Genomic DNA, 25,386 nt, shown 5'->3' with positions numbered 1-25,386 from the left:
GACGGCTGGATCGAGGCCACGCGCCTCGACGCGCGCTCGCTGGAGGTCCTCGTCCGGCGAGGCTGGATACGGCGCGTGCATGCCGACCCGCTCGGACGACCGCGCCATGACGGCTACCGGCGAACCGATGCGGCCAGGATCGCACTGAACGGTACGGTGAGCGCAGCCTGACGCTACGGAACCGGCACGGCCGCCCCGGCGGGCAGTCCTGCCGCATCTCGGATCTACGCCTCAGAAGTGGTGATTGTGCCGACGATGGTGGTGATGATGGTGGCCCCAGTGGTGCTGATGCCGCCGGTAGTGATGATGGTGCCCCCAGCCATGATGGTGGTGTCCCCAGCCATGGTGATGATGGTGGCGCCGGTGATGGTGGTGGCCCCCATGGTGATGGTGGTGGCCCCCATGGTGATGGTGGCCCCAGTGCTGCACGGTCTGCACCGGACTTCCGATGGGGTCGACGAGGCCGGGGCTCGTCGCAAGGGGGGCTGCCTTCGCCGGGGTGAGCTGAAGGGTCACTGCCAAGATCACAGCGCCGATCATCGCAAAAAGACGTCCAACCATTGTCGCCTCCTGGATCACGGAAATGTCTCCGTATTCAGGATGCTAGGCGTCGCAAGCTGAATGTACAGTGACGAAGGGCGACCGGACCTTCAGGTCAGGGTGAAATCTCGGTCCGTCATTGCGTTGCGACCAAACTTGGCCGACGAATACAGAACAGACACACCCGGGTGAGCCGCGTCCAAAGTGAGCCGGTAACCGTCGGCCTTGCAAACCGCCCCCGCCGTCACAAACTGGATGTTGGCTTCGGCCGCGTGTGATAGAGTTCGCGACGTGATGACCCTGACCCGACAAACATGGCGCTGTCTGGCCGCGATCCTGATGATCGTGGCCTTCGTCATGCCGTCGGTGGTCCACGCTCACGTCGGCCATACGCACGGCCCGACGCTGGTGGCGGCAGTCGACGATGGCCAAACGGCGGTCTCCGAGGGCTCGCAGGTCGGCCACGATCATGCCGGGGACACCAACAAGTCCAAGGCGCATGCGGCCTGCTGTGCGGCGTGTGCCTGCCATGGCGGGTTGACGGTTACGGAAGCCGCCGCGGTCGGGCGCGTCTGGCGCTCGCTGCGCCTGGCGCTCGGACCCGCGGATCTCGCACCCCCGAGCCGAGCGCCAGAGGCGCTGCCCGAGCCCCCTCGATCCTTCGCCTGAACCTGGCGCGCTGAGGCGCGCCTGTAGCGGCATGCCGTCTTGAGGGACGGCGGCCGGTGTTTTGGTGCGAAGGAATTCCTGATGATGCGTCGTAATCCGTTGGCCGCTGCCCTGAGCGCGGCGGCGCTGCTGCTTTGCCTATGGGGCGGAGCCGCCCCTGCCCATGAGGGCCACGACCATGGAGAGGAGGCGAAGTCCGCTCCCGCGGTCACCGCTCCCCGCGGCGTATCGAGTTCGGACGCCTTCGAGGTCGTGGTCGTGGCCCGCAACGGCGCGCTGATGGTCTACGTCGACCGCACCGGCAGCAACGAGCCCGTGACCGGGGCCACCGTCCAGGCGGAAACGCCCGAGGGCGCCGTAACCGCGACCGCGACGCCGGACGGGGCCTACCTGGTCGACGCCCATTGGAGCGAGAAGCCGGGCGCCTACGACCTGACCTTCACCGTGACCCTGGCCGACGGCACGAGCGATGTTTTTCCCGTGGAGCTTGAGGTGCCCGAGCCTCCCGCCGCCACGGCAGGTCCGCCCACCGCCTGGACGAGCGGCCTCGCCATCGCCCACGATTTCCAGCACCACCTGACCCAGGCTGATCCGATGGCGTTCGTCATCGGCGGTACCGGCTTCGTGCTCGGCGTCGGCCTCACGCTCCTGCTCGGACGACGCCGCTCGGCACCGGCCGTGGCGGTCCTGGTTCTGGCGGCGGGCGTCGTGTTGGCGCCGAGGGCCAACGCCCACGAGGGCCACGACCACGGGAACGAGCCCAAGACCCTGATGGCGGCGCCGAACGGCGCCAGCCGGGACGTGGCCCAGCGCCTGCCGGACGGCAGCGTATTCATGCCCAAGCCGACCCAGCGCCTCCTGACCATCCGCACGGTGGTGACGGCCACGAGCGCCTTGGCCCGCACCACCGAGATGCCGGGCCGGGTCATCACCGACCCGAATGCGAGCGGAGTCGTGCAGTCTTCCGTCGGCGGGCGCCTGTCGCCGCCGCCCTCGGGGGTGTTCCCGCGGCTGGGCACACCTGTCGCCAAGGGCGACGTGCTCGCCTTCGTCACCCCTCCAATCCAGGCGGTGGACGCCTCGGACATGCGCCAGCGTCAGGGCGAGCTCGACCAGCAGATCGCCATCGTGCAGCGGCGCGTCGAACGCTTCCAGAAGTTGGCCCCGGGCGGTGCGGTCTCGCAGGTCCAGCTCGACGAGGCCAACGCCGAACTGTCCGGGCTTAAGGACAGGCGCACCGCCCTCGACAAGATCCGCCTTCAGCCCGAACCGTTGATCGCACCCGTCTCCGGCGTCATCGCCGAGGCCAACGCCATGGCCGGCCAGATGGCGAGCCCGGGTACGATGGTCTTCCAGATCACCGACCCTGCGAAGCTATGGGTCGAGGCCCTCAGCTTCGAGGCCCTGGCGCCGGCCCAGAACGCCTCGGCTCGGTTGGCCGACGGACGCACCCTGACTCTGAACTACCGCGGCGCCGGATTGGCCGACCGCAGCCAGGCCGTACCCGTTCAATTCGCCATCGAGGGCGAGCAACCCGACCTGCGCACCGGCCAGTTCGTGACGGTGCACGCCAGCAGCAGCGCCCCCCTGCAAGGTCTCGCGCTCCCTCGGGCAAGCGTCGTGCGCTCCGCCAACGGGCAGGCCCTCGTCTACGAACACACGCAGGCGGAACGTTTCGAGCCGCGCGAGGTGCAGGTCGAGCCCCTCGATGCCGCCCGGGTGCTGGTGGTCTCCGGCATTGGGAACGGCAAGCGGGTCGTGACCCAAGGCGCCGAACTCATCAACCAGGTTCGGTGAGGGCAGGCGTATGTTCACGTTCCTCGTCTCGCGGTCCCTCGGGAACCGCACTCTGGTCCTCGCCATCGCGGCGGTGCTGGTGCTCTACGGCGCCTTCACCGTCACCAAGCTGCCGGTCGACGTCTTCCCCGACCTGAACAGGCCCACCGTCACGGTCATGACGGAGGCCGAGGGCCTCGCCCCGCAGGAGGTGGAGCAACTCGTCTCCTTCCCCATCGAGACCCAGATGAACGGCCTTCCTGGGGTGAGCCGCGTGCGCTCGGTCTCGGGCGTCGGCCTGTCGGTGATCTACGTCGAGTTCGACTGGGGCACCGACATCTATCGCAACCGCCAGCAGGTGGGCGAGCGCCTCGCGATGGTGCGGCCCCAGCTTCCGGCCAATGTCAGCCCGATGATGGGCCCGATCTCCTCCATCATGGGGCAGATCGTGATGGTGGCCGTCACCGGCGACACCGTTTCGGCCATGGAGCTGCGCGAGATCGCGGACTTCACGATCCGCCCGCGCCTCCTCTCGATTCCCGGCGTGGCGCAGGTCATCCCGATGGGCGGCGAGGTCCGACAGTTCCGGATCGCACCCCAGCCCACCGCCATGCGGGCGCTGGGCGTCACCTACGAGCAGGTGGAGAAGGCCCTCCAGCAGTTCGGGACCAACACCGGCGGCGGCTTCACCGACCAGTACGCCCGCGAGTACCTGATCCGGAACGTCGCCCGGACCATGAACCTCGACGACCTTCGCAACATGGTCGTGGCGACCGTCGACAAGCGCCCGGTCTATCTTCGCCAGGTCGCGGACGTCTCCTTCGGGGCCAAGACCAAGCGCGGCGACAGCGGCTACATGGGCGCTCCGGCCGTGGTTGTCTCGGTGGAGAAGCAGCCCGGCGTCGACACCGTCCGCCTGACCGAGACCATCGAGGCCGCGCTCAAGGAGATCGGCACGAGCCTGCCCAAGGGCGTCCAGGCGGACCGGCTCATCTTCCGGCAGGCCAACTTCATCGAGACCTCGATCCATAACGTCGAGAAGGTGCTGCTGGAGGCCGTCGCCGTGGTGGCGGTGGTGCTCTTCGCCTTCCTCCTCAACGTGCGCACCACGGTGATCTCGCTGACCGCGATCCCAGTCTCCATCCTGACCACGGCGGTGATCTTCCACTTCCTCGGGCTGTCCATCAACACGATGACGCTCGGCGGCCTTGCCATCGCCATCGGCGAGCTCGTCGACGACGCCGTGGTGGACGTCGAGAACATCTTCCGCAGGCTTCGCGAGAACCGGGCAGTGGGGAACCCGCGTTCCGTGTTCGACGTGGTTGTGTCGGCCTCGCAGGAGGTGCGCTCGGGCATCGTCTACGCCACGATGGTCATCGTCCTGGTGTTCGTGCCGCTGTTCGCCCTGTCGGGCATCGAGGGCCGCCTCTTCGCGCCGCTGGGTCAGGCCTACATCATCTCGATCCTGGCAAGCCTCGTCGTCTCCATCACCCTCACGCCGGTGATGGCCTACTACCTGCTGCCCGGCCTCAAGCGGTTGGACGAGCACGAGAGCGGCCTGGTGCGCGTGCTCAAGCGCTTCAACGGCTGGCTCCTGCTGCGTGCCTTCGCCCATGGGCGGCTCGTGATGGCCACGGTCGCCGCCGCCGTGATCCTCGCCGGCACGGCCGCGGTGTTCCTGCCACGCGCCTTCCTGCCGCCCTTCAACGAGGGCTCGTTCACGGTCACCGCCGCCTTCAGCCCCGGGATATCGCTCTCCGAGAGCGACCGGGTCGGCCTCATCGCCGAGAAGCTGGTCCTTGAGATCCCGGAGGTCCGCTCCGTCGGCCGCCGCACCGGCCGGGCCGAGCTCGACGAACATGCCGAGGGGGTGCATTCCTCCGACCTGGAGATCGACCTTAAGCCCGGCGGCCGGCCCAAGGCCGAACTGGTGGCCGACATCCGGGAGCGCCTGAAGGTGCTGCCGGTCTCCATCAACGTCGGCCAGCCGATCTCGCACCGCCTCGACCACATGCTCTCGGGCGTCCGCGCCGAGATTGCCCTAAAAGTGTTCGGCGAGGACCTCGACACCCTGCGCAGCCTCGCCGAGGATTTGCGGCGGCGCATGGCCAATATCCCGGGCATCGCCGACCTCCAGGTCGAGAAGCTGGTCCGAATCCCGCAATTGGAAATCCGGGTCGACTACACCCGGGCGGCCCTCTACGGCGTCCAGCCGGCGGCGCTCGTCGAGCAACTCAGCCGCCTGTCCAATGGCCAGGTCGTGTCCCGCGTGGTGGACGGCTACCGCCGCTTCGACGTGGTGATGCGGCTGCCCGACACCATGCGCACTACGCAGCGCCTGGGCGACCTCCTGATCGAGACGCCCTCGGGATGGGTCCCCGCCCGCCAGATCGCCGATATCCGCGAGACTGACGGACCGAACCAGATCCTGCGCGAGAATGCCCGCCGCCGGATCGTGGTCCAGGCCAACACCGACGGCAAGACCGACATGACCGGGATCGTGGCGGCCATCCAGCGGGAGATGGCGGCGACCAAGCTACCCAACGGCTACACGACGAACCTGGAAGGGTCGTTCCAGGCGCAGTCCGAGGCGAGCCGAACCATCGGCACGCTCTCGCTCCTGTCGCTGGGGATGATCTTCGCCTTGCTCTACAGCCGGTACCGGTCGGTCGTGTTCACGCTGATCATCCTCGGCAGCATCCCCCTGGCGCTCATCGGTTCGGTGCTGGCCCTTTGGCTGGCGGGTCAGCCCTTGTCGGTCGCGTCGATGATCGGGTTCATCACGCTGACGGGCATCGCCACGCGCAACGGCATCCTGAAGATCAGCCACTACCTCAACCTCGCCCTGCACGAGGGGCTGCCGTTCGGGCGCGACCTGGTCATCCGGGGTACCCTGGAGCGCCTGACGCCGGTACTGATGACGGCGCTCTCGGCGGGCGTGGCCCTGGTCCCGCTGATGATCGGGGCCGAGGAGCCGGGCAAGGAGATCCTGCACCCCGTGGCGGTGACGATCTTCGGCGGCTTGGTCAGCGCCACCCTGCTCGACACGGTGCTGACGCCGCTCCTGTTCCTCACCTTCGGACGGAAAGCCTTGGAGCGGTTGCGAACCGCCTCCGTCCGCAGCCCCGCCGCCCCGGCCGGTATCGAGCCCCGTCCGGTCGAGGCGTTCTAGTCACCTGGCACGACTGCTTATCTGAACCCTCAAGGAGACGTCCCATGCGCAAGACCTTTCCGATCCTCGCCGCCCTCCTGATGTCCTCGACCCTGGCGACCGCCGCGGCCGCCCAGGTACCCTCGGCGGCAAAGGTCGGTCCCAACGGCGGTCAAATCACCGTGGCCGACGGCCACCCCATCGAGTTCGTCGGCACGGATAAGGAGATGGTGTTCTTCCTGAAGGACGAGGAAGGTAAGCCCCTCGACACCAAGGGGGTTAGCGCCCGTGCAGTCATCCAGTCCGGGGGCAAGACCGAGACCGTCACGCTTAACGCCTCAGCGCCCAACAAGCTGGTCGGGCCCCTGAGCGCCCCGTTAGGAGCGGGCGCCAAGGTGGTGCTGTCGACCAAGGTCCATGGCCACAGCCTGCAGGCACGCTTCTCGAAGTAGGCCTCACGCCTGGCAGTCGGGAGGGCCCGCCAAGCACACCGATGCACCCACGATGACCGCGTCGGTCGAGCGGGGCGACCCTGCATCGGCGTAAGGTTGCCGGAAACGAGAAGGGGCCCCGAAGGGCCCCTGGAAGATCACATGCGGTGGTGGCGATGGCCGTGACCGTGGCGCATCATGTGGCCGCGGTGATGGTGGTGATGGCGCATGCCGTGACCGCGATGGTGGTGATGGCGCATGCCATGGCCGCGGTGGCCGTGGCTGTCGTGCATGCGGACGTCGACGATGTTGGTCTGGGCATCGACGGCACCGACCATGCCGGGGGCGGCGGAGGCGGGGGCGGCGATGCCGATGGCGCCGAGCGCGGCCAGGGCGGCGACGGCGAACAGGGACTTCCTCATGGGGGCTTCCTCGTTGGTTGTTGGTGGCTCGTCCTGGCGCCGAGCCGGACCGGCGAACGGCCCGGCCGATCGGGAGCGACGAGGAACGGCTCCGCTTCGAAGAGGGTTCCGAGGATGCGCAGTCTCCCGATGGGCATGGATAAGGAAGGCTTGTCCCGCTAACCGCCAAATCAACGGTGTTCATCCTCAAGGCGGCCCGGGTTTGGAAGGAGTCGCCATGCGCATGCGACCGTGTTACCTATTGGGTAACGGAGTGCGGAGCATTACCTTGCAGGTAACGGATTGGTGCGATGCAGATCCGTTTCCGGTCTAAGCGCCTCGGGAAGGCGCTGTCGGACCCGAAGGAAATGGCGAAGGCCTACGGGGACAGAGCGAAACCGATACGGAGGCGGTTGGACGTTTTGGGGCAGGCAGCCTGCCTCTCGGACGTCCCGACGGAGCCACCCGACCGCCGGCATCAACTCGGCGGTAACCGGGACGGCCAACTCTCGGTCACGATCAAGGACAACTGGCGTATCGTCTTCGTGCCCGACCACGACCCGTTGCCCTGCCTGCCTGACGGCGGCCTCGACACGGGTCAGGTCACGGCGGTCGAGATCATCGAAATCGTCGACTACCATGGCAACTGAACGGCGGAGACCAAGGGGATGACGACGCAGGAAGCCTGGACGCCGCAATGGGCGACCCATCCCGGCGAACACCTCGAAGAGTACATCCAGGAGCGCGGCTGGTCCCAGGCCGAGTTCGCCCGCATTGCCGACATGACGCCCAAGCTCGTCAGCACGATCATTAACGGCTCCAACCCGGTCACTCCCGAGACTGCACTGAAGCTGGAGCACGTGCTCGGCCTCAAGGCCTACATCTGGACCGGCCTCCAGGCGAACTGGGACCTGTTTCAGGCACGGCTGCGGGAGCAGGAGGCGGCCGTGCGAGAGGCCGAATGGCTCAAGGGGTTCCCTATCCGGGAACTGAAGGCCTGCGGTCGCCTTCCCCAGACCAACGACCTCGGCAGGATCATGGACGGGCTGCTGAGCCTCCTCGGGATCGGGGGACCCCACGCCTACGAGGCGAAGCTCGGTTCCCTGGCCGTGCACCACCGCAAGGCGAGGACCGGCACCACCTCGCCTCACCACATGCTGTGCTGGCTGATGCTGGGCGAGGAGAAGGCGCGCCGGCTCAGCCTGCCTGCCTACGATCCGGGGCGGTTCAAGCAGGGATGCGCAGAGATCCGTTCGCTGACCGTGGCAAGGCCTGAGACCTTCGAGCCGCGCATGCTCGAAATCTGCCATGCGTCCGGCGTCGCCCTGGTGTTCCAGAAGCCCCTAAGCAAGACCTGCGTCTTCGGGTCGGCGCGGTGGCTGAACGACGAGCGTCCCCTGATCCAGATGTCGCTGCGCATGAAGAGCAACGACCATTTCTGGTGGACCTTTTTCCACGAGGCAGCGCACATCAGCCTGCATCGAGGAATGAATTTCGTCGACGACAAGAACGGCGAAGACAACGACGTCGAGGCCGAGGCGGATGCCTGGGCCGAGGAGATGCTGGTCGGGCGCGAGCGGATCGACGCTTTCGCCACCACGTGCCCGCGGACGAAACAGGAGGTGGTGGCCTTCGCCGACGAGGTCGGGCTTCATCCGGGCATCGTGCTCGGGATGCTGCAGCATCGTCGCGTCGTTCCCTTCAGCCACATGAACGACCTCAAGGCGCGCCTGGGATGGGCGGACGAGGTCGCCGCGGCCTGACGAACGCGGGGCATCAGCGAGGCCCCTCGGTCATGTCGTCGCCTGTCCCCGACGTTGCATCACTTCCGCCCGTCCCCAGCCGCGGCGAAGGTCTCAAGCAGGCGCCGACGTTCCGCCTCCGTCACGCCGGTCCCCGGAAGCTTGGGTGCCGCCGTGCTCCGCACTGGCTCACGCTTTCCGACGGTGGCGCCCGGCCCCTGAGCGGGCATCGCGACTTCGCGCGGCCCTGCCGCCAGGGCTTCGGGGCGGCTAACCTCGCCAAGACCGTATCCGGCCGCCATCATGGTCTCGCGGAATGCCCGGTGCTGACCGCCGTCCTCGTACACCAGGCGGACGGCCGGCGTTCCGTTCGCCACCAGGGCAGCGACCTGCCGCTCGTCGTCCGCCTGCTTCCGTGCGACCGCGTCGGCGGTGGGGCCGTCGCCGTTCGCATCGAAGACGTAGCGCCCGCCCGATACCTCGACGACCGGTTCGGCCTTCGTGACCTCGAACCGGTCGGCGCCTTCCTTGATGTTCTTCCAGAAGGCCATGTTCGGGTCCACCCGGTGTCGGGCCAGGTTCTCCGGGGTCATGCGGAACGGGTAGGACTGGAACTGGACGGCACGCTGGCCGCCAGCGAACGCCTCGCGAACCACGGCATAGAGCTCCGAGATCGCCTCGTCCGTCATCGCGAAGCAGCCCTGGGACGAGCAGGAGCCGTGGACCATCAGGTGCGTACCGGTGCGTCCCAGGGAGCGGTCGTACGCGTTCGGGTAGCCGAGGTTGAACGAGAGGTAGAGGCTGGAATTCGGGTTCATGGATTCCGGCGTGATCGCGTAGAAGCCCTCCGGGGCCTGTCGGTCGCCCTCACGTGTCTTGGGCCCGAGCTGACCTGACCACCGGCACATCGGATACGTCTTCAGCAAGATGTACCTGCCGTCTGCGCCACGCTTCCAGAGCTCGATCTCGGACTCCTTCTTGTAGGCTCGCATCAGGATCGGGTCGCTGGGAGACACCCCCACCGTCGACATCAGCGCCAGGGTCGCCGGCGGGATCGGCGCGAAGTGGCGTGTGGAGCCCGCGTACCGTCCATCCTGGCAGACGGACAGCGCCAGCAGGAGCGCCAACCCAAGCATGATCTTCTTCAGCATGTCGGCCTCGACGGTATCGGTGTCCGAGCCTGGGCCCGGGAGGGGCATGACGGGTTGCCGTGGCCACGGTTCGGCGGGATCGGGGCTATCATGAGGTCAATCCTCCGGCATCTGAATGCCGCCGGCGCGCTCGGAAGCCGTCGACGAGCAGCAGGACGACGCCCAGGGAGATCCAGGCATCCGCCAGGTTGAAGGTGAACCAGCGCATGCCGCCCGTGTGCAAGTCGAGGTAGTCGGTGACGGCCCCGTCCACGAACCGGTCGATGAGATTTCCCGCGGCGCCGCCGGCCATCATGGCGAGCCCGAGGCGTTCGAGCCCGCTTCCCGCCGCCACCGCCCAGACGGCAATGAGGCAGGTGAGCGTGCCCTGGATGCCGAGGAGAAGGGTCAGGGACGATGGATCGCGTGCCGGGAACAGGCTGAAGCTGATGCCGTGGTTGAACGACATGGTCAGGTCGACGAAGGGCAGGAAGCCCCGGACACTACCCTCGTCCAGCCAAGCCTCGGCCGCCGCCTTCGCGGCAAGGTCGATGGCAGCGGCGGCCACCATGACGGCTCCCACCACTGCGATACGGCGGGCTCGTCCGTGCGGTCGGGACCCCATCATGCCCTTAGGAGGCGGAGCGCGTTGGCCGTCACCAGGACGGTCGCGCCGGTATCCGCCAGGATGGCAGGCCAAAGCCCGGTGACGCCCGCAAGTGTGGTGACGAGGAACACCGCCTTCAGCCCAAGCGAGATGGCCACGTTCTGGTGGATGTTGCCGAGCGTCGCCCGGGATAGCGCGACGAGCGCCGCCACGTCGGCCACCCGGTCGTTGAGGACAGCGGCATCAGCCGTCTCCAGCGCCGCGTCGGTGCCGCCGCCCATGGCGATGCCGACGTTGGCAGCTGCAAGCGCGGGGGCGTCGTTGATGCCGTCGCCGACCATGGCGACGGTGCCAAGCTCCTTCAGGGCCCCAATCTCGGCGAGCTTGTCCGCAGGGAGGAGATCCGCCCGGACCGATAGCCCCAGGCCCTTGGCGATGGCCTCGCCCGTGCGCCTGTTGTCGCCCGTCAGCATCACGCATTCGACGCCGAGCCCGCGCAGGGACGCGATGCCGACGGCCGCGTCCTTACGGGGCTCGTCCCGGACCGCGATGGCACCGAGGGCCTCGCCGTCCCTGACCACGATGACGGCGGTCTTGCCCGCCTCCTCCAGGGCCTGCACCGTCGCTTCCGCTTCCGGCGAGAGGCTGGCCAGCGTCGCGGCGTGGCGCGGGGATGCCACCACGACCGTGCGACCGGCGACCGTGGCCTGGACGGCCTTGCCGGGAACCGCGCGGGCATCGCGCACTGGGCGCAGAGGGATGCCGTCCGCCTCCGTACGTTCGAGGATCGCACGAGCGATGGGGTGGCTCGACCCAGCCTCCACAGCCGCCGCCAGACCAAGCATGGCGCGGTCCGTCATGTCGGGGGCGAACGGCAGGACATCCGTGACGAGCGGCTGACCGACCGTCAGCGTCCCCGTCTTGTCGAAGGCGACCGTACGCACCCGACCGATGGTCTCCAGGGCAGCGCCGCCCTTCACCAGGAGTCCGCGGCGCGCACCGGCGGCCAGCCCCGAGGCGATGGCGGCGGGGGTCGAGAGCACCAGGGCGCAGGGGCAGGCGATGAGAAGCAGCGCCAGCCCGCGATAGATCCAGGTGCCCCAGTCGGCTCCAAGCAGCAGCGGCGGACCGAGCGCCGCCAGGGCGGCGATGGCAAAGGCGACCGGGGTGTATACGGCGCTGAAGCGGTCGATGAACCGGGCGGTTGGCGACTTCGACGCCTGCGCCTCCTCGACCATGTGGAGGATGCGGGCGACGGTGTTGTCGGACGGCATCCGGGTGACCCTGACCTGCAGGGCACCGTCAGCGTTGACGCTGCCGGCGTAGACCGCGTCACCGACCTCCTTCGGCCGAGGCACGGATTCACCCGTGATGGGGGACTCGTCGAGGCTCGATGAGCCGTCCGTGACCTCGCCGTCGGCGGGGACCCGGTCGCCGGGACGGACCAGCACGGTCTGGCCGATCAGCAAGGCGGCGGCCGGTACCTCGCGCACGACGCCGTCCTCCTCGATGAGGCGCGCCGTCTTCGGCACCAGTCCAACCAGCGCCTTGATGCCGGCCCGGGACCGGCCAGCCGCGAAGCCTTCGAGCATCTCGCCAACGGTGAAGAGGAGGACCACGACAGCGGCTTCCTCCGCGGCATGGATGGCCAGAGCTCCTACGGTCGCAACCGACATCAGCATCTCGATGGAGAACGGCGAGCCGTTGCGCGCCGCGGCGATGGCCCGGCGTCCGTAGAAGGCGAGCCCAAGGAGCGCGCCGGGCCAGTAGGCGTACTCGCCGACCAACTCCGGACGGACCCGGTCGATCAGGAAGCCCAAGGCGAACAGGATTGCGATGGCCAGGGCGAGCAGCCCCTTGCGACTTCGCCAGACCGGCGGCTCCGCCTTCTCGTCCTCAATGGCGGGGATCTCGGCCCCGGTCGCGTGCGCGCGTGCAAGGTCCGCGGCCGTGGGTAGGGTGGCGACGCCGTAACCAAGCCCGGTGATCCTCTCCTCCAGGACCGCCCGGGGCGTGGCGGCCTCGTTGAGGGTGAGGTCGAGGACCTGGGCCGTGTAGTTCACGCGTACGTCCCCGACGCCCGGCAGCCGGGTCACGGCCGTCTCGATCTTGGACGCGCAGCTTGGGCAATCCATGCCCTTCACGCGGTAGCGCAGGGCGGCTGTGGGGATATCCTCGATGGTTCCTGTCCCAGGCATGGCACGCTCCGTTGGCCCGGGCGTCGCGCCAGGCGGTGGGACGCCCTATATGCACCCTGTAGCAACTACAGGGTCAAGGCCGTGGCGAACGCATCCCCCATGACCATCGGCGACCTCGCTGCGGCGACCGATACAAGCGTCGAGACGGTTCGCTGGTACGAGAAGGTCAAGCTCCTGCCGGCCCCGGCCCGGTCGGCGGGCAACTACCGTCTTTACGGTCGTGAGCACCTACGCCGCCTGAGCTTCATCCGGCGTGGGCGGGATCTGGGCTTCACGGTCGATCAGATCCGGGAGCTCCTTGCCCTTGCCGATGACAGAGACCGATCCTGCGCCGAGGTCGACACCATCGCCCGCTCTCATCTCGCCCAGGTCGAGCGCAAGCTCTCCGACCTGACCCGGCTCGCCCAGGAATTGCGCGACGTCATCGGTCAGTGCGGGTGTGGCTCGGTCGCCGACTGTCGCATCATCGAAGCCTTGTCCCCCCATGGCGAGCCGTCCTGAGGATGGGTCGGCGCCATCGGCATCAGGTGGAAGTGCGTCTTCCCGCCGATGTTGCAGAGGCAGTAGAGCAGATAGACGCAGGCCGGGATTGCGATGAGGGCCAGTCCGAAAGTCCGGCTGGCCGCCCGCCGGACATGGGGCCTGACGCGCCGTCGGCGACGTGCGCCCCCGCCCCAGTCGGGGATGGTTCGGGCGACTTTCTTACTCATTCCGACCCTCCTACTCGGCGGCGCGGAGATGTGGTTGGACCGACATGGGCTGATCCTTTCTTTCGGGGGCGACCGCACCGGCGAACCTGGCATAGAGGGCCGGCAGGACGACGAGGGTCAGCAGGGTCGCCGAGATAAGGCCGCCGATGACTACGGTCGCCAGGGGACGCTGGATCTCGGCACCGGTTTCGGTCGCCAAAGCCATCGGCACGAACCCGAGGGACGCCACCAGGGCGGTCATCGCCACCGGACGTAGCCGGGTCATGGCGCCCTCCATGATGGCCTCGCGCCGCGGACGACCCTCGGCGATGAGTTGCTTGACGTACGTCAGCATCACCAGGCCGTTAAGCACTGCCACCCCGGACAGGGCGATGAACCCGACGGCAGCTGGCACGGAGAACGGCATCCCGCGCAGCCACAGGGCCGCGATGCCGCCGGTCAGCGCCAGGGGCACGGCGCTGAACACCAGCAGGGCGTCGCGGGCCGAGTTCAGGGCCGAGAACAGCAGCAGGAAGATCAGGAAGAAGCATACGGGAACGACCACCATCAGGCGCTGTCGGGCGGAAGCAAGGTTCTCGAACTGCCCGCCCCAGGTCACGTAATACCCGGTGGGTAGCGATATATCGGACGCGACCTTGGCCTGTGCCTCGGCGACGAGCGAGCCGATATCGCGACCGCGCACGTTGGCGGTGACCACGACCCGACGCCGCCCGTTCTCCCGCGAGATTTGGTTCGGGCCCTCCGTCACCGAGAAGCTCGCCACCTGCTTCAGGAGAACGGACGCGGTGCGCCCGTTCGGCCCGGGAGGCAACGGGACCGGGATGTTCTCCAGGGCCTCGCGGTCCTCGCGCACCTTGTCGTTCAGGCGCACTACGATGGGGAAGCGCCGGTCGCCCTCGAAGACGGCGCCGGACTCGCGGCCGCCGATGGCCGCCCCAATGACCTCCTGGATGGCCGAGGTGCTCAAGCCGAGGCGCGCGGCTTCCCGCTTGTTGATCTTGATGTCCAGGAACGGCAGTCCTGCCGTCTGCTCGACCTTCACGTCATCGGCACCCTCGACACCCCGCAGGATCGCGGCGACTTGGTTCGCGGCCGCGGTCATCGGGCCAAGCTCGTCGCCGAAGACCTTCACGGCGAGGTCGCCTCGCGTACCGGCCAAGAGTTCGTTGAAACGAAGCTGGATCGGCTGGGAGAACTCGTAGACGTTGCCTGCAAGGCCCCCCAATTCCTTCTCGATCTCCTCCTGCAGCTCGGCCTTCGGCAGGCCGGGGTCTGGCCATTCGGCCTGCGGCTTGAGGATGACGAAGGTGTCCGACGAGCTCGGCGGCATCGGGTCCGAGGCGACCTCCGCGGTGCCGGTTTTGGAGAAGACGTAGGCGACCTGGGGGAATCGTCCGATGGCTTGCTCGATCTTCAACTGCATCGCCTGGGACTGGCTCAGCGAGGTCGAGGGGATGCGCTGGGCGTTGAGCGCGATGCTCTTCTCGTCGAGCTGCGGGATGAACTCTTGGCCCAGCCCCTTGAACAGGAACCCGGCGCCCACGAGCAGGACGAGCGCGACCGCAACGAACAGCATGGGCACGCGCAGGGCGGCCCCGAGGACCGGGCGGTAAGCGGCCTTGATCGCACGGACGAAGAGGTTGTCGGTCTCAGTGACCTTGCCGGTGATGACGATGGCGATCATCGCCGGTACGAAGGTCAGCGACAGGACGAAGGCCGCGATCAGGGCGATGATGACGGTGAGCGCCATCGGCTCGAACATCTTACCCTCGACCCCTGTGAAGGTCAGGAGCGGCACGTAGACGAGGATGATGATGGCCTGCCCGTACAGGGACGGCTTGATCATTTCCTCGGCCGAGGCCCGGACGGTGGCGAGGCGCTCATTCAGGTCGAGCTTGCGCCCGAGTTGGGCCTGCCTCTCGGCTACGTGCCTCAAGGCGTTCTCCGCGATAATGACGGCGCCGTCGACGATGAGGCCGAAGTCGAGGGCGCCGAGGCTCATCAGGTTGGCGCTGATGCGCCCCTGGACCATGCCGGTCATGGTCATCAGCATCGCCACCGGGATGACCAGGGCCGTGACGATGGCCGCGCGGATGTTGCCGAGCAGCAGGAACAGTACGACGATGACGAGGGCGGCGCCCTCGGCCAGGTTCTTCGCCACCGTCCGGATGGTGGCCTCGACGAGGACGGTGCGGTTAAGGACGGTCCGGACCTCGACGCCGGGCGGTAGCGTACGCCGTATCTCGCCCATGCGGGCGTCGACGGCGGCGGCCACGGTACGGCTGTTCTCGCCGATGAGCATCAGGGCGGTGCCGATGACGACCTCCTGCCCGTCCTCGCTGCCCGAACCGGTTCGTAGGTCGCGTCCGATGCGGACCTCGGCGATGTCGGAGATGCGCACGGGCACGCCGCCGCGCGTGGTCACGACAACCGAACCGATGTCCTCCATGCTCTCAAGGCGCCCCGCGGCGCGTACGACGTAGCCCTCGCCGTTGTCCTCCAGGTAGCGCGCGCCCTGATTTGCGTTGTTGGCCTCCAGTGCCCGGCCGATGTCGACAAACGACAGGTCAAGGGCCGTCAGTCGCATCGGGTCCGGCTGGACGTGGTACTGCTTCTCGAAGCCGCCGATGCCGTCGACGCCGGCCACACCAGGGACGGTCCTCACCTGGGGACGGATGATCCAATCCTGGACCGTTCGCAGGTAGGCCGTGCGTTCGAGCTCCGTTGAGAGCCTCTGGCCCTCGGGGGTCAGGTAGCTCCCGTCGGATTGCCAACCGGGCTTGCCCACGCGGGCGAGCTTGCGCTCCCCGGGCTTCGCGTAATGCACCGACCACATGTAGATCTCGCCGAGGCCCGTGGAGATCGGCCCCATGCGCGGCTCGGTCCCGGACGGCATCGCGGCCTCGGCCTCCCGCAGGCGCTCGGCGACCTGCTGGCGAGCGAAGTAGACGTCGGTCGCCTCCGAGAAGACGGCGGTGACCTGGGAGAACCCGTTCCGGGAGAGCGAGCGGGTGTATTCCAGGCCCTTGATGCCCGCGAGCGAGGTCTCGATGGCGAACGTGACCTGCCGCTCGATGTCCGAGGGGCTCAGGGACGGCGCCGTCGTGTTGATCTGAACTTGGTTGTTGGTGATGTCGGGAACGGCGTCGATGGGCAGTTTGGTCAGCGAGAACGCGCCGAAACCGGCCGCCAGGAGCGACAGGAGCACCACGAGGTAACGTTGCCGGACGGAGAAGTTGAGTACGGAGGAAATCATGACCGTTTCTTCCGCTCAATCGTCGTCGCCGGCTTCGGCCTTGCCGAGCTCGGCCTTGAGGACGAAGGAGTTGGCCACCGCCACCTCGTCGCCGGGCTCCAGCCCGGACAGGATCTCGTAGGCGTCGTCGTCCGCCTTCCCGATGGTCACCTCCCGCTTCGAGAAGCCCTCCTCGGTCCGGACGAACACGACCTTCTCAGCCCCAATGTTCTGGATGGCTGACTTCGGCAGGCGAACCTCGACCTTGTCCTGTGCGATCTCGATCTCGGTCGTGACGAAGGTGCCCGGGCGCCAGGCCATGTCCTTGTTGGGCAGGGCGACGATGACCCGGGCCGAGCGCGTCTCGGGGTTGAGGATCGGGCTGACGAAGACGACCTTGCCCTCGGGGCGTGGGGTCTCCTCGCCGCCGACGATGGTCACCCTGGCTCCCTCGCGGACCTTCGATAGCTCGGTGGTGGGAACGGAAATCTCGATCCACAGCGAGGAGAGGTCGGCGACCGTGTAGACGTCGGCCGGGTCGCCCTCGCTGCCCACCTTCGTGCCGACGTCGACCTTGCGTTCCACGATCCGACCGGCGAGGGGCGAGCGCAGTTCGTAACGGCGCAGGGTCGACAGGTTCGGGGTGGTCTCGTCCTTCTTGGCCGCGGCGGCGACCTCGGTCGCGTTCAGCCCCAAGGCCGACAGCTTCTGGCGGGAGAGGTCGATGCGCAGGGTTGCCTCGGAGTAGGCGGCCCTCGCGTTCAGGAACGCCGATTCCGCCGAGATCCGCTTGTCCCAGAGAGCCTTCTGGCGGTCGAAGTTGGTCTTCTCCAAGTCCGCCTTGACCGTCGCGGTGAGGAAGTCGCTTTTTGCCTCGGCGACCTCGCGGCTGTCGAGGACGGCGACGACCTCGCCCTTGGCGACGTCCTCGCCGAGGCGCTTGCGCATCTCCGCAACGGTGCCGGCGACCCGCGCAGGCACGCGGGCGATGCGGTCGGCGTCCTGGGCGATGGTGCCGGGCACGAGAAGGTGACGCGAGAGGACGCCGCCCTCGACCTTGGCCAGCTTGATGTCCTGCCGCTCGGCCTGCTCGGCGGTCATCCTGATCTTGCCCTCGCCCTCCTCGTCGTGGCCGTGCGCCCCGCCCTCGGCGTGTTTGTGGCCTCCGGGCTCGGGATTGCCTTCGTCGTCCGAATGCTTCCGCTCGCCGGCAGGCTTGGGCTCGCCGGCAGGCTTGGGCTCGCCGGCAGGCTTGGGCTCGCCCTTGGCGTGCTCTTGGTCGTCGTCATCATCCGCCTTGGAGGCCGGTGGCCTGGTCAAAGCCACATGGGTCGCCGGCGTCTTGCCCGCGGTCGAGAGGCCGGCTGCGGCCAGCGCCCCCTGCACGGTCTCGGACACGCGGGGGAAAGCACCGCCGATGGCGATGCCGAGGGCCAGGAAGGCCACGGACAGGAATGCACGCATGGGAAGGAGGGCCGTTCACCTGGGACCCGGACGCCGCGTCGGGCGATCTGGTAGGTCCGTTGCTTGTCACGCTTGGTCTGCAGACCGGCCTCCGCTGGGAGGGCCGGCCGGGCACGCGCCACGGGCGTGGCGGTCCCGCCTCAGGCGCGAGGGGGCCTTGGAAGCCTGCCGGACGAAATGGAGGCGAGGGCCACGTCCACAGTGGCGTAGGATGGACGCCCGGTCGCGGCGGACGGGAGCCAGGCAGAACCTTCCGGGGTGACCGCGAGGTGGCAGCCGCAGGTGGCGTGGCAGGCTGGGCAGCCGTCGGGCTGGCCCGACGTTGCCTGTGCCGTGTAGGCCGACAGCGAGGCTTCCGTGCCGGGAAGGCGCTGGGCCTCGGCGGACGGGACGGCTCCGGGGACGACGAGCGCCAGGACCAGGACGAACGACAGCGCGCGGACGGCGGTCACCCACCAGCCGCGCATCGCCTCGTAGGCCCTGATCGGGGATACTGCGCTCATGGCCGCCTTATGAACCATTCCGGGCCACCCGTACATGCCGGATGGCCCGCGAAAGGGGGCAAGCCTCAATAGTCGTGATGGTGGTGGTGGTGGTAACGACGCTCGTAGTAGACTGGCCGCTCCTCGTAGTGGCGGCGATGGCGATGCACGACGATGTCGTCATGGTCTCCGTGGTGGTAGCGGTCGACATGGACGTCGCGGCCGCGCCTGTCGAAGTCGCCGCCGTAATACTGGGCGGACGCCGCGGCGGGGGCGAGGATCAGGGTCGCGGCGAGTAGGGCTAAAACGCGGGCTCGCATGGCTCTTTCCTCTGCAGGTGATGCCAGCAGCATGTCGTCGGCGACTTGAACGAGACCTGAAGTCTCCGTTCACCCATCAGGCGGACGGGACAGGGAAGCCCGGGTATCAAGGGGATGTCCCCGTAATGCCCGGGCTCGTCCATGGTCAGTGGCGCTCGATGACCGTGGTGCGGCGCTCACCGCCGTGGTGGTCGTCGTGATGGTCGTCGTGGTGATGATGCTCGCGCACGACCTCTCGGTGCTCATGGCGGTCGCCGTGGTGGCCGTCGCCGTGACGCTCCCCATGGCTGTCGCCATGGACGCGGACGCCGCCCGGACCGACATCGATGTGCTGTGCCACGGCAACGGCCGGCGTGAGGGCCAGGGTCGCGATGGCCGCGAATGCGAACAGTTTGCGCTTCATCTTGGTGCTCCCAGAAACATTGTATGGGCAGCAACGCATCTCCCTCGAAAACCGATCCGAGATGATTTCATGACCACAAACGTATCGACCTGTCGGGACTATGTTGGGCCCAATGGAATTGGGGGGGTCATTGTAGCGTTAAGCTGGTGTTCATCATAGCGAAGGCGTCCGGTATCTAGTTTGGCGGACGAACGGGGCCGGACGGCTACTTGCCCGGCGTGCCGCCGTCATCTTCCCACTGGGCCCTGACATCGGCGGCCGTGGCCGTGAGGTGAACGCGCTCGTCGACATGGTCGACCCAGGCCAGGGGAAGCAGGTGGTGCCGACCATGGGCGGCCGGGTCCGTCCGCGTCAGCTTGATGAGCTGGTCGCCCTCCATGTGGTCGACCGTTCCAACATGGAGCCCGTCCGCGGACAGGACCTCCATGTGCGCCGTGATGTCCGTCGGCTCGACCATGCCCGCTCTCCTCCCGTGAACCAGGACCTGCAAACGAACCTTCCGGCCGATGGTTCGTAATCCGGCTGGTATCTATGGAACGTCTCAGAGCCCGTCCGATAAGGGGCTGAGGCAGGGTTGAGTGGCCGGGATGGCAGTGATTCCAAGAGGGTGCTGAAACCTGACCTGGATCTGCCATGTGGACCCCGACCACCCGGCGGCAGCATAGCCGTGCGGGCCTGCGCTATGAAACCGACCTGACAGATGCCGAGTGGGCGGTGATCGCACCTCTGATGCCGGAGCCGGCGCCATGTGGCCGCCCGCCAGTCTGGACGACGCGGGAGGTCCTGAACGCCATCTTCTACGTGCTGCGAGGCGGTATCGCCTGGCGGCTGATCCCGAAGGACCTGCCTCCACGCAGCACGACGTTCGGCTACTTCGCGCGCTGGCGCGACGACGGGTTGTTCGGCCGGATCAACCACACGCTCGTCATGGCCGACCGCGAGCGGGCTGGTCGGCATGCCTCACCCACCGCCGCGGTACTCGACAGCCAGAGCGTGAAGACCACCGAGAGCGGTGGCCCCCGGGGCTACGACGCCGGAAAGAAGATCAAAGGCCGCAAGCGTCAGGCCCTGGTCGACACGGACGGGCGCGCGCTCGTGCTCGATCCGCAGGCCGCCGACGTACAGGATCGCGATGGGGCCGGACCGGTGCTGCGCCTGTCGCGGCGGACCTTCCCGTTCATCGCCAAGGCCTTCGCCGATGCAGGCTATGCGGGCGACAGGCCCGCGACTGCAACGATCATCACCGTCCACATCGTGCGCAAACCCAAGGATCAAGTCGGCTTTGCCGTGCACCCGCGCAGATGGGTGGTCGAACGCTTCTTTGGCTGGATCAGCCGCAACCGCCGCCTTTGAAAAGACCCGGAGGCGACCCTCGCCTCGGCCCAAGCCTTCCTCTACGCCGCTGCCGTCATGATCCTCGTTCGACGGCTGGGACGCGCCTCATGACTTATCGGACGGACTCTCAGACCACTTCGGCGGGGGCCAGGGAGCAGGACGTTCCCGAGCCGGTCTCGACCTGAAGGGTGATGGGTCCGATCCCGAAGCGCTCCAGCATCCCGTTGGCGGCTTCCATCAGGAAGGCGTCGCCGGGATGCTCGCCGGCCGTGACGAGGTGCGCGGTGACGCAGACCTCCGTGGTGCTCATCTGCCAGATATGGAGGCCGTGCAGCTTTGTGACCCCTGGCAGGGCTTCGAGGTGGCTTCGTACCGCCGAGGGATCGATGCCGGTGGGCACCGCGGCCAGAGACATCGCGAGGCTCTCGTGCCGGAGTCCCTAGGTGCTCCACACGATGACTGCGGCGATGCCGAGGCTCACGACGGGGTCGAGCCAGGTCCAGCCGGTGTAGAGGATCACCAGGCCGGCGAGCACCACGCCAGCGGAAACGGCGAAGTCCGCAGCCATGCCGGGCCGTGCATGGCCCGATCTAGGTGACGGGCTGGCGGGTCAGAATGGCGCTTCCTGCGCTTCCCGGGAGGCTTGGCGAAAGGATTGATAAAGCCCATCCGTGACTCCTGGGCATGATTGCCCGCGAATGAGGCGGCCAAGTGCGAGGTTGCCTAATATTCATGCAGTTCGTTATATCGAACGGATTTTCTGGGATGGGCCGCTGGGGAGGCTCGGGACGCTATTCCGGATGCCGAATAGGTATTTGCCGTCGTCATCGACGAACGAACCGACAGGCCCCCTGGCGATGGCTGTCCATTGTTGAGTGCATCCCATCACCTAGGTCTGTCTCCTGGGGCGAAGAGGCCTTTCCGGGGCCCGTCAAAGCTTAGGTCTGGCAGATTTCCGGAGTCGGTGGGATCATTCCTGGGTCGCGTCGGGTCGTGCTGCCCCGCTGCGACGTCACTGGACCGTCGCCGCCTTGTTCCACTTCCCTACCATCGCTCCCGCACGCCTCGATCCGTTCGCACCGATGCTGCGTCCAGAGGCCGAGCTCGTTGCCATGCGCGGCGAGTACCAGACCCGAGTCAACGCCTCCCCCCGCGCAGCCCACGCCCGCGTGCTCCACCCCGACCTGCCCGGCGTCAAGGGTAAGGTCAGCCTCATGCGGGTGTCCCAGGGCAGCGACGGTGAGCATCGGTGGGAGACGCGTGTCGTCACCGTCTCCGAGCTCGCCACCTCGGACGCCCTGCTTTGGGCGACGCATCTTTCGATGCAGAGGTTCCATGGCGCCCGGGGTTCGACCTCGCTCGTCCAGTTGCAGTCACTGATCGCGGACTGCGACTGCCACGACCAGGCCGAGTTCCGTGGGCTCGACCCGGAGGAGATGGCAGGCATCCTGATCGAGCGCCTGCGCGCCGCCGGGAAGCCGCTTCCCAGCTACATCTTGTTCAGCGGACGAGGCCTGCATCTCGTGTGGCTTCATCAGCCGCTCATGGCGGCAAAGGGGGTCACCGGACGGCATCGGGCGGTCCAGCGGTGGATGCTCGGTCCCGCCGGCGGCAAGGCGGCTGAGGTCGTACGGACATCCGGCGGAACCCGTCGGCAGGACCCCGAGGTCGTGGCCCACGAGGAGCAGATGGCGGCGGTCTGGCGCGGGACCGGCCTCGACCGCGCCGCGACGGACACGGCCCGCGTCCTGCGCCTGGCCGGGAGCTACAATGGCAAGAGCGGCAAGGTCGCCCGGCTGGTCTGGCCGGCGAGTTGGGCGGACGTCGAGCGGCACGACTTCGAGGATCTCGCCTCGGCGTTCCTCCCCTTCACCCGCGATGAGATGGCCGCCCTCCAGGCCGAGCGCCAGGCGGAGTACGAGATCCGCGAGGCCGGTCGCCAGGCCCGCCGCGCCGAGGCCGAGGCCGCCGGCCTTCCCGTCGACGAGGATCGGCAGCCGACCCGCCGGATTTCCGGCGGATACTGGCCGGGCATCGTCCAGGCCCTCGACGCCGTGCGCATCATGTGGGGCGGGACCCCGGATGTCGGGAAGCGAGACCTGTGGGCGTTCCTGAGCGCCTGCGCCCTCGCCCAGGCCGAGGGCGGGACCGCCGCCTCGTGGGCGGAGCGTCTGGCCGGTCCCGCGGGCCTGCCCGAGGGCGAGCTCCGGACCAGCCTCGGCGCCCTGGAGCGGGTTCTGCGGCGCCATGAGAACGGCGAGACCCGTGACCACGAGGGTGTCGAGCGTCCGGTCATGTACGAATACTCCAAGTCGAAGATGCTGAGCCTGCTCGGCCTGTCCGACGTCTCCGATGACGTCCTGCGCGCAGCCGGTGCCGGGGCCCTTCTCCTGGGTGGCGTGGTGCGGTCGGAGAGGCAGCGTTCGGCGGATCGCCGGGCCGAGGCCGGCGCCACGCCCCTCGCCGTCACGGTATCCGCCAGACTCGCCGACGGTCGCGAGGCCCTCGCCCTGCAGGCGGCCGGCAGGTCCATGCGCGAGATCGTCCAGGCGTTCGTCGGGCGCCGGGGCGAGACAAGCCTGCGCCGGGCCATGGCCGAGGCCGCCGAGGTTCCCGCCGAGACCGTGGCCGAGACCGTGACGGAGGCCGCCGTCGAAACCGCTTGCGAGACCTCGGAGGACGGGTCCGTCTCCTCTCCTCACGGTTCGACCACTTCTATAGTGGCAGTGCCGGGGCCCTTGCCCCCCTCGGGCGAACCGACCGCCTCGGACCCCCCCCTCGACGCCATTCCGGCCCGTCCCGCTGCCATCTCGATCCTGTCCCAGACCCTCGATCCCCAGGGAAGCCCGAGAATGGCATCCGGGACAGGGATGGACGCGGGTAGCGGACCTCGCAGCGGAGGTGCCGTGGCGGCCTTCCCTGGGCTCCGTTCCGCCCCGCGCGCCTCGTCCATCCCGGTCCCGCTACCCGACTTCCTGGCCCGTCTCCTGGATGCCGGAACCTCCACCGTCGCCCTCGTATCCGCTTGAAACGCCAGGGATAACGGGAGTATAATCGCCCTCGCCGACAGGTCCTAGATGCAGCACATCTCAGGGGAGCCCCGCCCGACCGAAAGGTTTGGCGGGGCTTCGTCGTTCTGGTTCCCTCGATCAGGGACCATCGGGCCAATGACCTGCCGCCCGGTCCCTATCCGAATAGGGCCCGCTGCCTGACGCTCTCCCTGCCACCAGGGACCGTCACCGTGTCATTGAACTACCGCTCACTGTTCATCTACCTGCCCCGCGTCCGCCGCATCTGGGCCGCGTGACGCCATGGAGCAACGCCGCAATCCTACCGGCATCTTGGCTCGCGTCACCGACCACGCCGTCCGCCGGTATGCCGAGCGCGCCCTGGGCGTGACCGTCGCGGGCGACGACGACGGGGCGGCCATGACGGCGCTGCGGACGCGCTCCGTCAACGTCGGCCGCATCCGCCGGCACCTCGCCATCCTCGGCGGCCTGGGGGTCGCCAACGCGGCCGGGGCCGTCGTCGCCGAGGGGCTCAAGCTGGTCCTCGTGGACGGGGCCGTCGTCACCGTCCTCGCGACGAAGGTGCGCGTCGACATGGCGCCGGCCGGTCCCTCCTCGCCCGTCCCGCGCCGCCAGCGGACGTGCCTCGACGCGGAGTACGCGCCATGACCAACCAGCCCTTCCCCTTCGATGCCTGCAAGGATCTCCCGGCCTGCAGGGCCGGCATGGCGCCCCTGATCGCCCCGGGGATGACATGGAGCGAGGTCCACTGCGGCCGGTGCGGCAAGACCGGCATCGTCGTGCATGCCGACCATGTGCCCGTCCCGGCGCCCGAGCCCGCCCCCGAGGTCGAGGCGCCTTCCGAGCCCGAGACCGAGTCTGTGGCCGAGGCCGAGGCACCCCGGGCTTCCGGCAAGGGGAGCGGTCGATGACCCGGTACGGCTTGCCTTTCCAGGGGCACCACGAGCGGCGCGAGGCCGAGTGGGTCGGCGCCCTCGTCCTCTTCGGCGTCGCGGTCGCCCTGCTGCTGCCGGGCGCCACGTTCTTGCGTCCGACGTTCGACGCCTGGTCCGCCATCGCCCCCGAGGGCACCTGGGGCGCCACGCTCCTCGGCGTCGCCCTTATCCGGATGATCGGCCTCTGGGTGAACGGGTCGAAGCGCCACTCACCCTCGCTCCAGTTCGTCACCGCCACCGTCGGCGCCTGCGTCTGGTCCGGGATGGCATTCCTCCTGGCCCGTGACGGGTACCCCGGCTGGAACACGGGCTGCGGAGCCTACGGCATCCTCGCCCTCGTCGACACCTACTGCGCGCTCCGGGCCATCTGGGACCAGGGCCGCAACGACGCGCGCGCGCATCATTTCGAGGGCTGCCCGTGACTGAGTGGCTCACCACGTTCATCGGCCTGCCGGCCAACGCCCTCAAGGCCATCGGGACCATCGCCGTAGGCGGCCTCCTCGCGGGCGGAACGTACGTCGTCAGCCGCATCAAGGAGGCGCGCCGGCCGGTCGATCAGGTTCCCGGCCTTCCGCGCATCGCCCTCGACCCGGTCGACCGGGACCTCGGCTTCAGCCTGATCCGGACCGGCACCGACCTGACCCGGGCGCTCCACGACCACGGCGAGATCCTGCGCGCGGCATTCCCGCTCCCCCCGGCGCCTCCCCCGGCGCCGACCCGAACCCGCATCCGGAGGTCCTCGCCGTGAGGAAGCCCAAGCTCGTCTCCAACGCCAAGACCGTTGCCAAGCGGTCCTGGTCCTTCCGGCTCAACGCCGTCAGGGCCGTC

23 protein-coding genes and 2 pseudogenes are annotated in these 25,386 nt (G+C 68.3%); 13 read left to right on the top strand and 12 right to left on the bottom strand.

The genetic code is table 11. The annotated features are described in order from the left end of the window. Window positions 1–224 precede the first annotated feature (224 nt). Window positions 225–404, bottom strand: coding sequence for a hypothetical protein (locus J2W78_RS11395; RefSeq protein WP_181017409.1), 180 nt, complete (start codon window positions 402–404; stop codon window positions 225–227). A 430-nt stretch (window positions 405–834) separates the two neighbouring features. Between J2W78_RS11395 and J2W78_RS11390 the strand changes: the two genes are divergently transcribed. The 4 genes from J2W78_RS11390 to J2W78_RS11375 all read left to right on the top strand — a co-directional run bounded on the left by J2W78_RS11390 (window position 835) and on the right by J2W78_RS11375 (window position 6,588). Beyond that, on the top strand, window positions 835–1,209 hold the full coding sequence (locus tag J2W78_RS11390; RefSeq protein WP_103711583.1) for a DUF2946 family protein: 375 nt from the start codon (window positions 835–837) through the stop codon (window positions 1,207–1,209). 81 nt (window positions 1,210–1,290) lie between these two features. After that, on the top strand, window positions 1,291–3,006 hold the full coding sequence (locus tag J2W78_RS11385; protein ID WP_245436443.1) for an efflux RND transporter periplasmic adaptor subunit: 1,716 nt from the start codon (window positions 1,291–1,293) through the stop codon (window positions 3,004–3,006). Window positions 3,007–3,016: 10 nt separating this feature from the next. Then, window positions 3,017–6,157 carry an efflux RND transporter permease subunit gene (locus J2W78_RS11380; protein WP_103711584.1) on the top strand — a complete coding sequence of 1,047 codons (3,141 nt, stop codon included), beginning with the start codon at window positions 3,017–3,019 and terminating at the stop codon, window positions 6,155–6,157. Window positions 6,158–6,201: 44 nt separating this feature from the next. Further along, entirely contained in the window at window positions 6,202–6,588 is a 387-nt protein-coding gene (locus tag J2W78_RS11375) for a hypothetical protein (protein ID WP_245436445.1), read from the top strand. Window positions 6,589–6,725: 137 nt separating this feature from the next. Here J2W78_RS11375 and J2W78_RS11370 read toward each other — a convergent pair whose 3' ends face one another. Then, a complete protein-coding gene (locus J2W78_RS11370) occupies window positions 6,726–6,989 on the bottom strand; it encodes a hypothetical protein (protein ID WP_253370573.1) in 264 nt (87 codons plus the stop codon). A 392-nt stretch (window positions 6,990–7,381) separates the two neighbouring features. On the opposite strand from J2W78_RS11370, the gene J2W78_RS11365 reads away from it, so the two are divergent. Then, a complete protein-coding gene (locus tag J2W78_RS11365; protein WP_245436447.1) occupies window positions 7,382–7,618 on the top strand; it encodes a type II toxin-antitoxin system RelE/ParE family toxin in 237 nt (78 codons plus the stop codon). Between the two features lie 18 nt (window positions 7,619–7,636). Beyond that, window positions 7,637–8,731, top strand: coding sequence for a HigA family addiction module antitoxin (locus J2W78_RS11360; RefSeq protein WP_103711587.1), 1,095 nt, complete (start codon window positions 7,637–7,639; stop codon window positions 8,729–8,731). Between the two features lie 59 nt (window positions 8,732–8,790). Here the strand turns inward: J2W78_RS11360 and J2W78_RS11355 are convergent, their stop codons facing one another. The 3 genes from J2W78_RS11355 to J2W78_RS11345 all read right to left on the bottom strand — a co-directional run bounded on the left by J2W78_RS11355 (window position 8,791) and on the right by J2W78_RS11345 (window position 12,645). Beyond that, window positions 8,791–9,861, bottom strand: coding sequence for a L,D-transpeptidase family protein (locus J2W78_RS11355; protein WP_103711603.1), 1,071 nt, complete (start codon window positions 9,859–9,861; stop codon window positions 8,791–8,793). A gap of 88 nt (window positions 9,862–9,949) precedes the next feature. Then, window positions 9,950–10,411, bottom strand: coding sequence for a signal peptidase II (lspA, locus tag J2W78_RS11350; protein WP_245436449.1), 462 nt, complete (start codon window positions 10,409–10,411; stop codon window positions 9,950–9,952). A gap of 53 nt (window positions 10,412–10,464) precedes the next feature. Continuing rightward, window positions 10,465–12,645 carry a heavy metal translocating P-type ATPase gene (locus J2W78_RS11345; protein ID WP_103711589.1) on the bottom strand — a complete coding sequence of 727 codons (2,181 nt, stop codon included), beginning with the start codon at window positions 12,643–12,645 and terminating at the stop codon, window positions 10,465–10,467. Window positions 12,646–12,744: 99 nt separating this feature from the next. Here J2W78_RS11345 and J2W78_RS11340 point away from each other — a divergent pair, with 99 nt between their 5' ends. Then, a complete protein-coding gene (locus J2W78_RS11340; RefSeq protein ID WP_056378774.1) occupies window positions 12,745–13,146 on the top strand; it encodes a MerR family transcriptional regulator in 402 nt (133 codons plus the stop codon). A gap of 219 nt (window positions 13,147–13,365) precedes the next feature. Here J2W78_RS11340 and J2W78_RS11335 read toward each other — a convergent pair whose 3' ends face one another. The 6 genes from J2W78_RS11335 to J2W78_RS11310 form a co-directional block, all read right to left on the bottom strand. Continuing rightward, window positions 13,366–16,611 (bottom strand): efflux RND transporter permease subunit, encoded by a 3,246-nt coding sequence (locus J2W78_RS11335; protein ID WP_103711590.1) that lies wholly within the window; start codon window positions 16,609–16,611, stop codon window positions 13,366–13,368. A gap of 15 nt (window positions 16,612–16,626) precedes the next feature. Further along, on the bottom strand, window positions 16,627–18,054 hold the full coding sequence (locus tag J2W78_RS11330) for an efflux RND transporter periplasmic adaptor subunit (RefSeq protein WP_103711591.1): 1,428 nt from the start codon (window positions 18,052–18,054) through the stop codon (window positions 16,627–16,629). Window positions 18,055–18,194: 140 nt separating this feature from the next. Then, window positions 18,195–18,557 (bottom strand): hypothetical protein, encoded by a 363-nt coding sequence (locus J2W78_RS11325; protein WP_245436450.1) that lies wholly within the window; start codon window positions 18,555–18,557, stop codon window positions 18,195–18,197. Window positions 18,558–18,622: 65 nt separating this feature from the next. Beyond that, complete coding sequence (locus J2W78_RS11320; RefSeq protein WP_103711592.1) at window positions 18,623–18,856, bottom strand: hypothetical protein; 234 nt, start codon at window positions 18,854–18,856, stop codon at window positions 18,623–18,625. A 145-nt stretch (window positions 18,857–19,001) separates the two neighbouring features. Then, entirely contained in the window at window positions 19,002–19,259 is a 258-nt protein-coding gene (locus J2W78_RS11315; protein WP_103711593.1) for a hypothetical protein, read from the bottom strand. A gap of 205 nt (window positions 19,260–19,464) precedes the next feature. Next, complete coding sequence (locus J2W78_RS11310) at window positions 19,465–19,716, bottom strand: DUF2171 domain-containing protein (protein ID WP_210202096.1); 252 nt, start codon at window positions 19,714–19,716, stop codon at window positions 19,465–19,467. Window positions 19,717–19,892: 176 nt separating this feature from the next. Between J2W78_RS11310 and J2W78_RS11305 the strand changes: the two are divergent. Then, window positions 19,893–20,705 (top strand): annotated as a pseudogene (locus J2W78_RS11305) (IS5 family transposase). Window positions 20,706–20,721: 16 nt separating this feature from the next. Here J2W78_RS11305 and J2W78_RS11300 read toward each other — a convergent pair. Next, window positions 20,722–21,162 (bottom strand): annotated as a pseudogene (locus tag J2W78_RS11300) (cation diffusion facilitator family transporter); the annotation flags it as partial. A gap of 463 nt (window positions 21,163–21,625) precedes the next feature. Between J2W78_RS11300 and J2W78_RS11295 the strand changes: the two are divergent. The 5 genes from J2W78_RS11295 (at window position 21,626) to J2W78_RS11275 (ending at window position 25,306) form a co-directional block, all read left to right on the top strand. After that, the gene (locus J2W78_RS11295) at window positions 21,626–23,623 is read left to right on the top strand and encodes a hypothetical protein (RefSeq protein WP_181017417.1); all 1,998 of its coding nucleotides are present in this window, start codon (window positions 21,626–21,628) and stop codon (window positions 23,621–23,623) included. A 282-nt stretch (window positions 23,624–23,905) separates the two neighbouring features. Continuing rightward, window positions 23,906–24,271 carry a hypothetical protein gene (locus tag J2W78_RS11290; protein WP_103711669.1) on the top strand — a complete coding sequence of 122 codons (366 nt, stop codon included), beginning with the start codon at window positions 23,906–23,908 and terminating at the stop codon, window positions 24,269–24,271. Further along, complete coding sequence (locus J2W78_RS11285) at window positions 24,268–24,534, top strand: hypothetical protein (protein WP_103711668.1); 267 nt, start codon at window positions 24,268–24,270, stop codon at window positions 24,532–24,534. The genes J2W78_RS11290 and J2W78_RS11285 overlap by 4 nt, the downstream gene beginning before the upstream one ends. Then, entirely contained in the window at window positions 24,531–24,980 is a 450-nt protein-coding gene (locus J2W78_RS11280) for a hypothetical protein (protein ID WP_103711667.1), read from the top strand. Before J2W78_RS11285 ends, J2W78_RS11280 begins: the two co-directional genes overlap by 4 nt. Next, window positions 24,977–25,306 (top strand): hypothetical protein, encoded by a 330-nt coding sequence (locus J2W78_RS11275; protein WP_103711666.1) that lies wholly within the window; start codon window positions 24,977–24,979, stop codon window positions 25,304–25,306. The genes J2W78_RS11280 and J2W78_RS11275 overlap by 4 nt, the downstream gene beginning before the upstream one ends. The last annotated feature ends 80 nt before the right edge of the window (window positions 25,307–25,386 follow it).

The sequence above is a fragment of the Methylorubrum extorquens genome (assembly GCF_024169925.1).
GTDB classification, from domain to species: domain Bacteria; phylum Pseudomonadota; class Alphaproteobacteria; order Rhizobiales; family Beijerinckiaceae; genus Methylobacterium; species Methylobacterium extorquens_A.
The sequence above is the reverse complement of the archived record's forward strand: the minus strand, read 5'-3'. Positions and strand labels throughout refer to the sequence as shown.